This is a genomic window from Pseudovibrio sp. Alg231-02 (assembly GCF_900143565.1).
Classification (GTDB): domain Bacteria; phylum Pseudomonadota; class Alphaproteobacteria; order Rhizobiales; family Stappiaceae; genus Pseudovibrio.
Genome location: NZ_FREX01000023.1, coordinates 1 through 15,503 on the forward strand (window position 1 = coordinate 1; position 15,503 = coordinate 15,503).

3 protein-coding genes, 1 tRNA gene, 2 rRNA genes and 1 pseudogene are annotated in these 15,503 nt (G+C 47.8%); 4 read left to right on the forward strand and 3 right to left on the reverse strand.

Going from position 1 to position 15,503, the window contains the following annotated elements:
* Positions 1-550: 550 nt before the first annotated feature.
* The 4 genes and pseudogenes from DHN43_RS26870 to DHN43_RS27495 all read left to right on the forward strand — a co-directional run bounded on the left by DHN43_RS26870 (position 551) and on the right by DHN43_RS27495 (position 14,165).
* Positions 551-7,924, forward strand: a complete 7,374-nt coding sequence (locus tag DHN43_RS26870; protein WP_159097016.1) for a DUF7507 domain-containing protein — start codon at positions 551-553, stop codon at positions 7,922-7,924.
* Between the two features lie 11 nt (positions 7,925-7,935).
* On the forward strand, positions 7,936-11,409 hold the full coding sequence (locus DHN43_RS26875; protein WP_159097017.1) for a hypothetical protein: 3,474 nt from the start codon (positions 7,936-7,938) through the stop codon (positions 11,407-11,409).
* Positions 11,410-11,625: 216 nt separating this feature from the next.
* On the forward strand, positions 11,626-12,642 hold the full coding sequence (locus DHN43_RS26880; RefSeq protein ID WP_159097018.1) for an AraC family transcriptional regulator: 1,017 nt from the start codon (positions 11,626-11,628) through the stop codon (positions 12,640-12,642).
* Between the two features lie 226 nt (positions 12,643-12,868).
* Positions 12,869-14,165 (forward strand): annotated as a pseudogene (locus tag DHN43_RS27495) (IS3 family transposase).
* A gap of 280 nt (positions 14,166-14,445) precedes the next feature.
* Here DHN43_RS27495 and DHN43_RS26895 read toward each other — a convergent pair.
* The 3 genes from DHN43_RS26895 to DHN43_RS26905 all read right to left on the reverse strand — a co-directional run.
* A tRNA-Met gene (locus DHN43_RS26895) sits at positions 14,446-14,522 on the reverse strand.
* Between the two features lie 57 nt (positions 14,523-14,579).
* Positions 14,580-14,694 (reverse strand): 5S ribosomal RNA (gene rrf, locus DHN43_RS26900).
* 139 nt (positions 14,695-14,833) lie between these two features.
* Positions 14,834-15,503, reverse strand: a 23S ribosomal RNA gene (locus DHN43_RS26905); the annotation flags it as partial.

Sequence of the window (15,503 nt, forward strand, 5' to 3'; positions counted from 1 at the left end):
CACCTTCTAGCAGGTGATCCCGCCATTGCTTGATCTGGTTCGGGTGGACATCATAGTGTTAACCAAGTTCACTCAAGGTTTGCTCGCCTCGAATGGCCGCCAAGGCTACTTTGGATTTGAAGGCAGATGTGTGATTGCGTCTGGGACGGCGCGCCATAGTCGGTTCTCCTGTAAAGCCATAAGAGCAAATTACAGACCGAAAATCCACTTATATCGCCTGTTCAATTTTCCCGAGCCATCTCTGACATCAAGATCCGAGTCACCTAAGTATTCGCTAACATCAAGCCTACCTCCCAAAATCAAAACTTAATATCCACATTGCATTTGTCGATATGTCTCAAATTCAGTCGTTGCAAGGCCTTCATAGTTAACGACTTGTCTCAAGTGGTTAATCTCACTAACTCATTGTTTAATTGAAATAATTTACAACATACAATTTTAGCCAAAATGAATGTAACTCTAGGAAGAGATATTTCTCGTGAGAATTGCTCATTACGGCTATTTGAAGTGCTTTGTTCCATTATTTCAGCTTTTTTCGGCAGCTTTGCTCTTGAGCGGTACATCTGTTCAGGCGGCGCCAATGGACACTTATGACTGGGTTCTCAACGTTAAAGACAATGCAGAGTCTGCCGGAGGAAATACACCGAAAGCCGGCGACTACTTTTCATACGAAATAACCGTCACAAATGAGCCGACTGACAGCGAAAACAGAGCGGCACCTGTTACGCAAATTAATCTCACAGTTCCGACGGAGATACAACTTGTGGAAGTCTCGGGGTTAATCTGCGGGAGTACATTGCCGGTTGATGGACCGAATGTTGTTTCCTGTACTGTGCCATCTCTGGTGGCTTTTGAAAGTATCTCATTCACCGCCACAATGCGTGCCAATGAGGCGTATAGCTCGTCACGTATCATCAATTTTTATTCTGAAGTTCCTACCGTCAATGACCCTGTTGTAGATAACAACTCTCATTCGGAGCCGACAACAATCGCGGCGGGGCCCGGAATTGTCGTCCCTGATGAACCAGACCAAACCGATTTGGCACTCTCTGTGAGCGGGCCAGCTTCAGCCGCATCGACATCCGAAGTAAGCTATACCTTTACAACGACCAACAGAGGGCCTGATGCAGCGAATAAATGGGAACTCTCTGTTCCAATTGTAAACGGTTTACATTTCACGAGTTTGCCATCCGGCTGCGGTCTCATGGCGGATAGATATAGTTGTACATTTTATAGCAATATTGTTCCCAGTACCGAAAGTGACCCAGATCCTTCCAAACATACGGCCGTATTTACTGGGATTGTGACTCAGGCCGGCGGTCCTGCTGGTTCAGAGCCGAGTATTACAATTTCTGGTACTGTTGAAGCGCCACGAGATGAAGATGTTGTTGATGGCAACAATACCGCTTCTACAACGACTGCCGTCTCATTGGGAACAGACGTTTCTGTATCTGCCTCTGCAAATGGCACAGCTGTATTGGGCCGTACCAATGAATTAACAATCACCTCTGCTTACAAGGGGGATGGTCCAGAAGGCCTCGAAATTCGAACCGTTATTCCTGAAGGCTATGGGATCTCAGGTACAGGCTGGACCAGCCCAACGGGAGGTTGGACTTGCTCGTTATCTGGCAGGGAGTTTGTTTGTCAGAGACCTCACCTAGGTTTGTCGAGCAGTGTAACGAACATTGATTTGGGCTCAGTCGTGTTTGATCTTGAAGTACTCGATGATCCTTCCGCGCTGACATATAGGATCCAAGAGGATGTTGACACCAGCGTAACAATCACCTCAAGCGGCCCCGCAGATTTAGACACGACGAACAACACAGCCAGCATTCGCCAAGACTTGCAGCGGCCCAATGTTTCACTGTCAATCAGCAAATCTGCCTCAGATAACAGCGGTGTGCTTGCTGCGAATGACCACGTCGTGGTCAGCCAGCCGGGTAATGAGTTGGATTACACTTACAGCATATCTGTTAGGAACACTGGTAATATCGAGTTCATTGAAAATGCTGATTATACCGGTGGGGAAGTCTTCGAAGGCAAGATTATCGTTGCAGATAGCCTGCCTGCAGGTGTGGAGTATCGTGGTTACACAGGTTCAGATTGGACATGCTCACCTGCGGCCTCTCCATCTGCGCCGCTAAATGCTCCAAACCTGACGTGTTCTATAGATTATTCTGGAGCGCCTCTTCCCAAAGGAGGATCCGCACCAACCCTGACGTTGGATGTGAGATTTACGCAGGAAGGTGACATCACTAATACCGCATCTGCTCACGCTCAAACCTGGCCGGACAGTGATGACACTGATGATGTTACAGTAGCAAGCTACACAGTCCCTAACACTGCTGACATAACCGTCGATACTCGCGTTCTAGTTAATCCGGTAGCGACCGGAGATGAGCAGACAGTTGTGCTGGAAGTTATCAATAACGGAAGTGGTACATCCAAAAATATACTTATTACCGATACTTTCACCCACCTCTTGAATAGTGGTGTTGGAAATTCGGGAGATGGCCTTCAAAGCTTTGTTGTTACAAGCGGTCCTCATGCTACAGGCTTTGATGATGCTGACTGTAGTCTTACAAGTACGGGCACACGTTCTCAGCGACTTACGTGTACCATTAAAAGCTTGGCTCAGTGTACAGCTGGCGCAGATTGTCCTGTAATTACGGTAAAAATATTGCCAGGTGACGGGCCATCTGCATCCCCAAATACACTTAGTAATAATGTCAGTGCTGTGGGACGCGATGTTCCAGATACTGTACCAAACAATCAAGACGCGAGTGTAAATTACACAACGCTTGAGCGTACTGATATTGAGGTTGGTATTACAGCATCTGCCTCATCGCCGATTGCCGGGCGTGAGTATTTTTATCAAGTCAGCGTTAGGAATCCGACCTCCAGCAGGTACTTAAACGCAGCAGACAACTCCATTGTCACTCAAACACTCCCTGCTGGCGTACTTTTCAAACGTGTATCTGGTGCAACGTGCAGCACAGCGCCTGCAGCCGATGATTTGATCTTGGCGGGAAGTAATGATCAGCTGGTGTGTGATCTTGGAACTATTCCAGCAGGGGCAACTGAGACCATAAATGTCTACTTTGAGACAATCGAAAAAACTTCCGACTTCAGCCTCGTAACATCTGCTTTGGTGACGACCAGTACTCTGGACCTGGATTCAGCCAATGACGAGACTTCTTTGACGACTACGCAGAAAGCCAATCCTGACTTTGATCTGATTGTAAACAGTCAGGATGACGTCGATCCGATCGACATCGGTAGTACAATGCACTTTGATGTAACTGTTCGCAATGCCGGTCCGTCCTTTGCTGAAAATGTGACAATAACTTATGCCCTTCCAGCGGATCATTTGACCTATCAAGCAGTTGATCCAGACGGCGCATCCTGCCCGACGCCACCTGCCATCGGCTCCAAAGGGCAAAATTTGATTTGTACATTCGAGCGTATTAATAGCGGAGAGACAAAACTTCTCAAGATTACGGCTGAAGCGGTTTCAAAAGGGCAAACGTCCAGTACCGCAATACTTTCATCAACTGCTATTTCAAATGGGGTTGATCGGCTTGCAGGTAACAATACAGAAGATGAAACAACAACTGTGCGCACCCGTGTTGATGGTGAAGTGTTCAGTAAAACTCCAAGTCTTGCGAAAGTAGATCTACGCGAACCATTTGATTATACGATTATCATGAAGTTTGCCTTGGCAGCCCAATTTCAGGAAGCCGATGATGTAGTGATCAAAGATACACTTCCATCTAATATGTACTTTGTGGGTGGCAACGCTGTTACCCCTATCATCTCTGTTACCTCCGGGGCTGCAAGCAACAATAGCTGTGTAGTGGCCTCGAATGCCAGATCCTTTGAATGTTCGTTGGGCACCGTTCAAAAAGGATCTGAAATCGCGATTACTTTCCCAGTCTACGCTGATAACATTTCATCCTTCCCAAAGACGTTGACTAACACCGCTAAGCTCGAGACAAGTTCTCGCGATGTCGACAACAACAACAACACAAAAACAGGCAATGTTATCGTTGTTGGCTCATCAATTTCAGGCAATGTCTTCATGGACTTTGGGGATGATGGAGACAACTTTGATGACCCAGATCCTCGCAACGTAAATGATAAAGGTGCTGGTGGTATCACGATTACTTTGTCCGGCACCGCATTTGACGGCGAAGCTGTATCAAAGACGACAACGACCAATGCGAATGGTGATTACACGTTTAGTCATCTTCAACGAGGGACATACGCTGTAAGCAGGCAAGATGTTTCCGGAAGCAAGTTCCTGCTTGATAAGCTTTCCTTTGTCGGGGAAGTGCAAGAAAATGGTACCAGTACTCCAGTACACACATCTATACCTGCCGACAACGGGATTGCATCAGGAGTTCGCGAACTCTCAGTGATCAAACTGGTGAAAGACTCCAAAGCGGTAAACTACAATTTCTCGGTCTTGCCGCAGGCCCGTATTGGTATCGCACTGGACGAGTATTCGACATCCTATCCTCAAATAAGAGAAGATGGCTCTTTCGTAACTCGACTTGTCATGCGGTTGGAGAATTTTAGTGATGAACCTATTGAAAATGTTAGCATTTCATTGCCTCTCAATGGTGCAGAGCCACGATTTGGAAACCATGCTGTTCTGGGAACTCCACTAACAGACACACTTGCGGCGGGCAGTTTTACAATTACTGCAGCACCGCAAGATAGTCCCGTTCCCTCAAGTTCAGCGAGCGGTTGTGGTGGATATAATGCCGCTTACAATGGTCAGGGTGATGCATCTGTTCTCAGTGGCATTGCAATAGGAGCAAAGGCCCGTTGCGACGTGGAAGTTCAGGTGAGAGTTCAACCTATACGACCAGGGCCAGCATCCTATCCCAATCCATATCAACTACAAGCAACGGTTGCTGCAGAAGGTCAGTTCTCTGATCAGATTGATACAACCTACAACTTGCTCACGGATTTAAGTGATAACGGTAGCAATCCAGATCCAGATGGTGACAACAACCCGACGGAAGACACCGAAAAAGACCCTACTCCTGTTGCTCCGAGTTATAGCTCAAAGCTTGCTTTGATTATGTCGGCGACACCAAGTTGGAACACCGGCACCGAAGTGGCAAAAGTTGGTGATACTATAACGTACGAGTATGAAATTTATTCCAGAAAGGGATCCAGCTCCAGTTCAAAAGGTAATATCAGTCTTCAGAACATCGCAATTGTAGACATTAAAACCGGTCTGATTTTAACTGGTTCACCTCTGGCTCAAAAATTGCCGGGTGATAGCGCGATAAACTCGGGATACACAGGCGTCTACACATTGACGCAGGATGATATCGAAGCAGGAGAAGTGGTTCATTCATCGAGTGTAACGGCGACTGATGTCTACGGTTTCACTCTTGATGATGTATCAGGTACAGCTGTTTCAAATAACACGCCACTGACGACACCTTTAACGCGCAGACCTGAAGTCGCGTTAGTTGCAGTTCCTGATGCCGGCTTGGTTAAGAACCCAACTGAGGTGGGAGATAAAGTACTCTACACTTACAACATCAAAAACACTGGAAACGTGATTTTGAAAAATGTCCGAGTGACGGACACTCGATCTAATGTTGAAGGTCTGAGCTCAGTTGCAATTTTAGAAATTCAGCCTGGTGCAGAAGTCCTTTCTGCATTCACTGCAAGTTACCCGGTCACACAAAGCGATCTGGATGCCCTTAAAATCATAAACACTGCACAAGTCGAAGCTGAGGCAGTGACTGCACCGAGTGTGACAGATGTCGTGGGAACCGCCTACACCAATGATGGCCCGGTTGAAACTCCGTTGTACATCGCACCTGAAATTGACCTTGTCCTAACAGCTGATACCTCTGAGTTAACACAGAGCATTGCAAAAGCAGGTGAGAAGCTTGTCTACCACTACGCAGTGACAAACAAGGGGAGTGTAACACTCACAAACGTTACTATCTCCAATGCACTCACTGGGGTTGCTCTGACTGGAGGCCCGATCACTCTCGCTCCTTTGCAGACAGATACAGGTAGCTTTAGAGGCGAATACTTGCTGATGAATGCAGATGTTGCAGCACAGTCAGTTACAAACTCTGCGACGACAACAGGCAGTTATGGCAGCCCGGTGTTAACGGTTGACGATACCGATACCAAGACGACTAGCATTGTCTTTATTGAAGCAAACTCAGAAGTTCCATGGTCGTTTACGACTGATGGTGGAACAACCTCAAGTGTTCTAGCTTCTGACCTGATCGGGACCGATCCTGCAACTTTGACCAATGCGAACTTGAGCATTGTTAGCAAGGCAGCAGAACTCACTCTCGATACAAGTAACGCCACCATTAAATTGGCATCAGGCAGTGCGGCTGGAACATATCAACTCACTTACCGTATCTGCCGAAAGGATAATCCGACTGTATGCGCAGAAGCGACAGAGACTGTTATTCAAGCACCAATTGATGCAATTGAAGCGACTGTAACCCATGAACTAATTGACGATGGCGATGGTTTTGATGGTCTTGGCGATACGGTTCATTACACCGTAACCATTGAGAACAAGGGAAATACAGAAGTACGCAACCTTTCGTTTTCTGACACGTTTAAAACGCTCGAGAATGAAGACGTACTGCTGCTTGATAGTGGGCCAACCTTTGAAAACGCATCGCTCGGTTCGGCAGTAGGTGTTTTGCAGCGTGGGGAGATTGCAACCTACAAAGCGACGTATGATCTGACGGTTCTTGCGATTGATGAAGGTGGCGTTTCTTATCAGGTACTCGCGACAGGACTACCGGTATATCCAGCAGGAGCAGGCACACCAGCTCATATAGATGACCTGTCTGATGATGGAGATGACGTTGATGGAAACATCGTTGATGACCCAACTCAGCTCCTGCTTGCACCCGTTGTTGATGAGAGTGGTCTGAGCCTGAGCAAAACCACATCCAGCAATGTGGTCATGCGTGGAGCTGTTGTTCCTTACACCCTGAAAATCATCAACCATCTGCCGGTTTCGGCAGGACCGATAGACTTGGTTGATATTTTGCCTGCGGACTTCGTGTTTGTGGAAGGTTCAGCGAAACTGGATGGGGTCAAGGCATTTCCTGATGTTGAAGGTCGGATCGTGACTTTCTCAGGCTTTAAGGTTTCGCCTAAAGCGACGGTTGTTGCCACGTTATCTGCCCGAGTTCTCGTAACTGCTGATGTGGGAGATCATACAAATGTTGGGCGATTAAGAAACTCTCAGACTGGTGAGCTTCTTGGAAGGCAGGGAGAGGCAACAGTCTCAATCCTTCCAGAGCATGTGTTTGACTGCGGTGATGTCTACGGCAAAGTGTTTGATGACATAAACCGCGACGGATATCAGAACCCACCTCAAGATGATGTCATTGAGTACGGGATACCTGCAGTAAAAGTCACGGGAGTTGATGGAACCGTCATTACGACAGATGAGCACGGTCGCTTCCACGTGGCCTGCGCTATGCTCCCGAAAGATCGTGGTTCAAACTTCATCTTGAAGCTGGACACACGAACACTTCCTGCCGGCTATCGCGTCACGACTGAAAACCCGAGAGTTGTACGCCTGACTCCCGGTAAGATGACAGAGCTGAATTTTGGTGCAACACGCGCTCCTGTGAGCAAAATTGGATTGAATGCCGATGGTTTCATCAACGGGAAACCATCTAATCTACTCAAGAAAGCTTTAAGTGGATTGGCCGAAAACTTGGCTTACGGGCCTGTACATTTTGAACTCACTTATTTTCTGTCGGAAAAGAAGGACTCTCGGGAAACTGTGGAGGCTCTTGCTCATTTAAACCGCGTAGAGGCTTATCTGTCCGACCTTTGGACGGAACGCGGTGAAGAGACCCCGACCTTTGAACAATCACTTTCCCAAAAAAGCAATTGATGGCGGCCGATATGAGAATTGTAAATCAAGGCACAAGAGTGCCAAAACTAATTCAATCTGTGTCGGTTATAGCTGTAGCAACACTTCTTAGTAATGCAGCTTTTGCGCAAAATGCACTGGACGATGATCTGTCAGCCCAAGGCTTTTCAATTTCTATGGCGGGAGCAGAAGAGCCGAAACCAAACAAAAAAAATGATCGTGAGATTGATCTTCAAACAGTTGGAGTTCCGGCACGAATTCAGGTGAAATTCGAAGGTATTAATCCTGTTCGGACACTCGGTGCCAAGGTGCAGAGTAAGCACAATGAGAACCATGCAGGAGAGACAGTCGTCTTCTCTACTTCGGCTAATTATCCCGCTTTCATAAACAGAGCTGAAATTCGCATATTTGAAAGTACGTCGCGTCAAAACAAGTTGCTCGAGATTGTTCCGGCACCGGTCAATGGTACTGTCAGGTGGAAGCCTCCCATCGCCAGAAAGGATGCTCTGCGTTACGTTCTGCGAGTTTATGACGAGAAGGGGCGATATGACGAAAGCTATGCGCACTCAGTTTTTGAACCTGAAACTACGCTTAAAACAACTAATGTGCCTTCTGAGAGCAAACGTGATGGAACCATCCGACAAAGGTACATACCTCTTCAGGGTGGCGTCGTAACCGTTTTTGGAACTGCTGATGCTGGTGAGCCAGTAACTGTAATGAATGAAAGTGTGCCTGCCAGTGAGAATGGCGCCTTCTCTGTTACAAGAAACCTTCCAGCTGGCGCAGCCTTGGTTGAAGTGGGCTACAGCTCTCAAGGGAAACGAGAGTCATTGATCCGTCCCATAGAGATCCCTGCATCTCAATGGCACTACGTTGGAATTCTTGATATTACTGCAGGACATCGGATTGAGGATCAGCAATCAAGCAACACGCCTGATTTCGAACGAAACTATATAGATGGTCGTGTTGCTTATTATGTCTCTGGTAAGACACAAAGCGGTTGGTCAATCACGTCATCAGCTGATACAGGCGAAGGTGATATTGAGGAAATCTTCCAGCGATTGGATGAAAAAGATCCAACATCTGTGTTGGATCGCCTTTCGGACGATGACTTATATCCGACCTATGGTGATGATAGCAGTAGCTATGACGATACACCGACCTCGGGCAGAGTGTATTTGCGGGCTGAAAGAGGCGATACGCGTGCACTCTGGGGAGACTTTAAAACTGATGTCTCAAGCGGCGGACTACTTTCCAATACCAGAAGTCTCTATGGTGCAGAGATTAGAACCGCTTTGCCTGCCCGCACCCAAAACGGAAAGCCCCGACTAAATGTCGTCACTTATGCTGCGCAACCAGAAACTCTGCCACAGACGGATATTCTGAGAGGAACTGGTGGCTCTGTTTACTTCCTCTCTCGTCAGGATGTGAATGGGCAATCAGAAACCGTCATAATTGAAGTGGTTGATCCCGATACCAGTCGTGTCATTGCAACAAAGGCGTTGCAGGTTGGTGAAGATTACCAGCTAGATTACCTGCAAGGTGTAATCACACTTTCTGAACCATTGAGCTCAGCTTCATCAGTGGGAAATCTTATTCCATCCGCGGGTGGTGATTACGACGTAAATCTGGTCGTGCAATATGAATATACTCCAACAACCGGTGATATTGACGGCTTCTCTCTAGGAGGTCGGGCAGAGGCTTGGTTGACCGATCAACTGCGTTTCGGTGTAACAGGAATGAAAGAGAGCACTGGCACTGCTGATCAGAAAATGGTCAGCACGGATCTGCGATTCGAGTTTGCGCCACGCAGTTTTATCGAGGCTGAAGTCGCACAAACAGAAGGACCTGGATTTGGTCGAACCGTCTCGTCGGATGGCGGATTGACACTTGCAGATGAGGTTGCTGCTAATGGAGATCGAGCAAACGCTTATCGTATTGATAGTCAAATAGACTTTGTAGACTTGAACCTGAAACAAAAAGGGGCGTTAGACCTTTATTTTGAGCGCATTGAGGCAGGTTTCACAACGTTGAATAAGAGCATTACCAAAGATCAAGTTTTGATTGGCGGGAAGCTATCTGTTGAACTGAGTGAGAGCAGTAAACTGAGTGCTGCTGCAGAAAACTTCCAGGAACATCGGGGTGACTACAAGCGAAGTGGTAAACTTATTGTCTCGCATGAAATGAGCGCGCGTTGGTCTGTTGATGCTGGAATTGAATATCAAGACAAGAAAAGCATTGGAGACGAGGATGCAACAGGCAAACGCACAGACGCAAATGGTCGGCTTTCCTATCAACCGACAGAAACATTCAAAACCTGGTTGTTAGGACAAGCAACTGTGCATCAAAGCGGTGGTTTGTCGCGTGATGACCGCGTTGGCGCAGGTGCAGAGTGGCAAATCAACGAAAAACTGACAGTTGCAGCAGAGTTCTCAGATGGTACGACTGGTCTGGGAGCAACATCCCGATTGACCTATGCGCCCACTAACGGCCAAGAGATTTATGTTGGCTACACGCTGGATCCAACGCGTAGTCTTGATGGTTATGATCTCCACGGACGTGATAATGGAAAGATTGTTGTTGGTTCCAAAACCAAGCACTCGGAGAAGCTCAGTTCTTATGGTGAGACAACTTTTGACTTGTTTGGTGAACGTTATGCTTCAACCCGTACTGCTGGTGTTACCTACAAGCCGACAGCACTTTGGAGTGTGAGCGGGACCGTTGAAAGCGGTGTAGTCCGCGATAAGCACAACGGTGATATTGATCGAGATGCATTCTCCCTGGGGGCTTCTTACAAGGAAGAGAAAAAGTTCAGTTCTAATGCTCGGTTTGAATATCGGCGAGATCGCGGTGACGATCGGGATGAAGAGGCGGACACCTATGCTGTCAAAGCAGGTTTTGGCTACAGCAAAAATGTAAATGCGCGTTTGCTTGGAAATCTCAACGCATTAATCTCTGAAAATCGGGGGGATAGCATTCGTGACGGAGAATATGTGAAAGGAACACTGGGATACGCTATACGCCCAACGCTGAGCGAGCAATTCAATTTACTGTTCAAGTATTCCTACCTTCATGACTTTCCGGGAGCAGACCAAGTTACCTTTAATGGCTCTGATGAGGGAGACGCACAGCGTAGTCACGTGGTTTCAGTCGATCTTGACTATGACTTAACCTCAAGCCTTACTCTTGGTGGCAAGTATGGCTATCGTATTTCTGAAGTTGCTCAAAGAGGAACAAATAATTTCAACGCTTCCTCTGCGCATTTGGGGATCGCACGTCTCAACTGGCATCTGGTGAAGAACTGGGATGCAATGCTTGAAGCCCGAGTTATGTATGGCGTTGAAACTGAGACAGTCGCTACAGGCGCACTGTTTGGTGCATATCGACACATAGGTGAGAAATTAAAGTTGGGGGTCGGTTACGAATGGGGGCAAGTCTCCGAAGATCTGACAGATTTGGATTATCGTACCTCCGGCGTTTTCGTAAACCTGATTGCAAAGCTCTGATGTAGTTGAAAAGTGAGTTTTGTAGCTCTGTAATCTGAAGTATTCAGAACCCTTTGTTAAAGAAAGCAAACACGACATAGAGATAAATTATCCGATTAATTAAATTAAAATTTGATTAATCGGATAATTTCACGATAGTAATAACCCATATGATTTTCTGGGTTTGAAAATTATTCCTACCAATTGATAGAATTATCGTTTTTCGGATTAAATGTCGTGATTGAAAAAATGCAAACACCATTTCGTTTGCTCTCGCATAGCACTCCTCAAAGCATAGGCTGGAACCACTGGGAAGAGTTCAGTGACAAAATTGCAGGTGCTGTGTTTTGTCGTTCCTCGGGCAAAAATCCTGTAAATTTCAAAGCGAATGTTTCAGCTACTTTGTTCGAAGGAGCTGTCTTAGGAGATATCCGTGCCAGCTCTCACGACTTCAAACGCGATGCATTACGCGTTGGCCAGGATAATTTGGATTTCTTTTATTTCCAGCAGTTCAGAAAAGCAAAAAACACCAAGATCCATTCATTCAGAAACACTGAGCAGGTAAACTCAGGAGATTTAATTTTCCATGATATGACGGTTCCGTTTTCTGTTATTCACAATGATTACGAACTCACAACACTTGTGCTTAGAAGAGATGTCTTCTCTCAGTTTCTTGATACGGAAGTAAGCTACCCTAGTTTTAAGATTTCGCGAAGTCGCGCTGAGTTTTCGATTCTGTCCAGCATAATTGAAGAGCTGCGTGTCAATGCATTGACGTTTGATCAGAAGATTTCTTCTCGGCTACTCAGTTGTGTTGTTGATCTTGTCGGCAGCATAGTTGGGTCTACACGTGATAAGGACCATCGTCTGACAACTGAGAACCGAAATTTCCTGCAATTTAGGCAAGCACAACAGCTTCTTGTTGCACAAATAGCGAACTCTGCTGCGACCAGCGACAGTTTAGTCGAAGCAATCGGGCTGTCCCGTGCCTCAGCCTATCGCCTGTTTGAAGAGCATGGCGGGATAATACAAAGCTTGAAGCGCCTCAGGCTTGCAAAGTCCAAACAGCTCATTACTGGCGATTCCTCAATAGAGATCCAGAAAATTGCATCTGCCTGCGGCTTCAAAAGCGCGAACCACTTTTCAAGAACCTTTCGTGAGGAATACAAGATTTCCCCTCGCGACTACAAAGCCGCCCAACACCAACAACATTCCCCCCCCACCTCTCGCTATGTTTCTTGGGCATTGAACTAGAATATTTAGAAGCCCGCTGAAATGGAACGAGGATGACAAACAGACAATCCAGGTGATTGCTAATTCCTCTCGCTCCATTCGCGAACTCCTGAGACAACTGAAGCCAGGCCTGTCCGTGGTGCTCGAGCCCACGGGTGGCTTGTTTGTCATCAGCACCTATGGAACAGGCTTACGGATTTGAATAAGGGAGTGTTTTGGCCCATGATCACGACGACAGGAGTAAGGAATGGGGCAAAACACAAGGACCAGCAGCGCTGCAGAAGAGAAGATCCGCATTGTGCTTGCAGGATTGTGTGGCGAAGACCGCATTGCCGAGCTGTGTCGTCAGGAAGGCATCTCGCAAGGGCTTTACTACAGCTGATCCAAGGAATTTCTGGAGGCTGGCAAAAAACGTCTCACCGGAGACACCACCCGCCAGGCCAATACGGGCGAAGTCAAAGAGTTGCGTAAACAATCACGAGAATTAAAAGAGGTTGTTGCTCAACAAGCGTTGGAGATCCGGCTTCTTAAAAAAAGTATGCTGGACGATGGGGAGGACGACATATGAGGTATCCCGCCCATGAGAAAGCCGAGATTATTCGTCTGGTCGAGAATTCCCACCTGCCGGTCAAACACTCTCTGACAACCCTTGGCATTCCCCGTACCACATTCTACCGTTGGTATGCCCGCTACCTTGAGGGTGGCGTCGAGGCGCTGGAAGACCGTGTACACCGATCCTCGAAGGTTTGGAGCCGCATCCCTGATGCCATTCGCGATCAGATTGTTGAGCTGGCTCTGGAGGAACCGGATCTGTCACCTCGCGAGCTTGCCGTACGCTTCACTGACACAAAAGAGTATTTTGTGTCAGAGGCTTCTGTTTACCGCCTACTCAAATCCAAGGATCTGATCACTTCGCCAGCTTGTGTGGTAATCAAGGCCGAAGACGAGTTCAAGGACAAGACTACGGCCCCAACCTGCTCTGGCAGACGGATTTTACCTATCTGAAGGTCATCGGCTGGGGCTGGTTCTATCTGTCCACCGTACTCGATGACTTCTCACGCTACATCATCGCCTGGGAACTGTGTACCAGCATGAAGGCCAAGGATGTCACCGCCACGCTGCAAAAGGCACTGGACACCTCCGGCTATGAGAGCGCTAAAGTCATTCACAAGCCCAGACTGCTTTCTGACAATGGCAGTTCGTATGTCTCATCAGACTTGGCCAAATGGCTCCGGGACAAGGATATGGCCTATGTTCGTGGCGCTCCCTATCACCCGCAGACACAGGGCAAAATCGAACGTTGGCATCAGACTTTGAAGAACCGCATCCTTCTGGAGAATTATTACCTACAAGGGGATCTGGAGCGGCAAGTTGAGGCCTTCGTTGATCATTACAACAACCATCGCTACCACGAGAGCCTGAACAACATTACCCCTGCCGATGCTTATCTGGGACGGGGCGACAACATCTTACAACATCGCAGTGAGATCAAACGTAAAACTCTGCTCAATCGCAGCTTGAACTACCACGCAAAAGCGGCATAACATCAAAACAACAACGGGCCAAGCACTCCATTATTCAAAAGCCTAATCAGTTCCACTTCATTTGACGACGGGCACGCTTTGTAGCAAGTAACTCACCGCCCTACCTTGGAAGCCCTCACCTGTATTGATCCGCGACTGCGATCGTCATTTCCCACCCACATCTACTGAGTAAGCTGCTGGCGAACATGTCTTTTGTTGACGTGGTGTTGACGCGAACGCAAAAAGCCCTGAGCGATTGGCTCAGGGCTTTTGTTATGCTGTTGATCTTACGATCATATTTTGGTTGCGGGGGTAGGATTTGAACCTACGACCTTCAGGTTATGAGCCTGACGAGCTACCGGGCTGCTCCACCCCGCGGTAAATAGTGTTTGTTCTGTTTTATTTTGTAGAGATTTGTCGGTGTGTATTATTCATGCCCGGCGGCGCCCTACTCTCCCGCGTCTTAAGACGAAGTACCATTGGCGCAGGGGCGTTTCACTTCCGAGTTCGGGATGGGATCGGGTGGGGGCGCCCCGCCATAGCCACCGGGCAGGAATAAGTCACACTGACTTATGAACTGGTCTGCGATGGCGCTTTTTAAGGCGCCAATGTTGTTATCCAAGTTTTAGCTTTGTTTTGTTAGCGACAAATCTACGTGTTTGTCGATTATGATTATAGCTTAATGGGAGTGATCAAGATCAATCGAGCTATTAGTAAGGCTCAGCTTCGAGAGTTACCCCTCTTCCACATGCCTCCTATCAACGTGGTGGTCTTCCACGGCTCTCAAGGGATATCTAGTTTTGAGGTTGGTTTCCCGCTTAGATGCCTTCAGCGGTTATCCATTCCGAACATAGCTACCCTGCAATGCGGCTGGCGCCACAACAGGTCCACCAGAGGTTCGTCCATCCCGGTCCTCTCGTACTAGGGACAGATCCTCTCAAATTTCCTACACCCACGGCAGATAGGGACCGAACTGTCTCGCGACGTTCTGAACCCAGCTCACGTACCACTTTAATTGGCGAACAGCCAAACCCTTGGGACCTGCTCCAGCCCCAGGATGTGATGAGCCGACATCGAGGTGCCAAACAATGCCGTCGATATGGACTCTTGGGCATCATCAGCCTGTTATCCCCGGCGTACCTTTTATCCGTTGAGCGATGGCCCTTCCACGAGGGACCACCGGATCACTATGACCGACTTTCGTCTCTGCTCGACTTGTCAGTCTCGCAGTCAGGCAGGCTTATGCCATTGCACTCAACGAGCGATTTCCGACCGCTCTGAGCCTACCTTCGCGCGCCTCCGTTACCATTTGGGAGGCGACCGCCCCAGTCAAACTACCCGCCACACACGGTCCCGGGT

What these genes read in the sequence shown, in the direction of transcription:
- DHN43_RS26875 (WP_159097017.1), top strand. Translation starts at nt 7,936, where the DNA reads ATGAGAATTGTAAATCAAGGCACAAGAGTGCCAAAACTAATTCAATCT.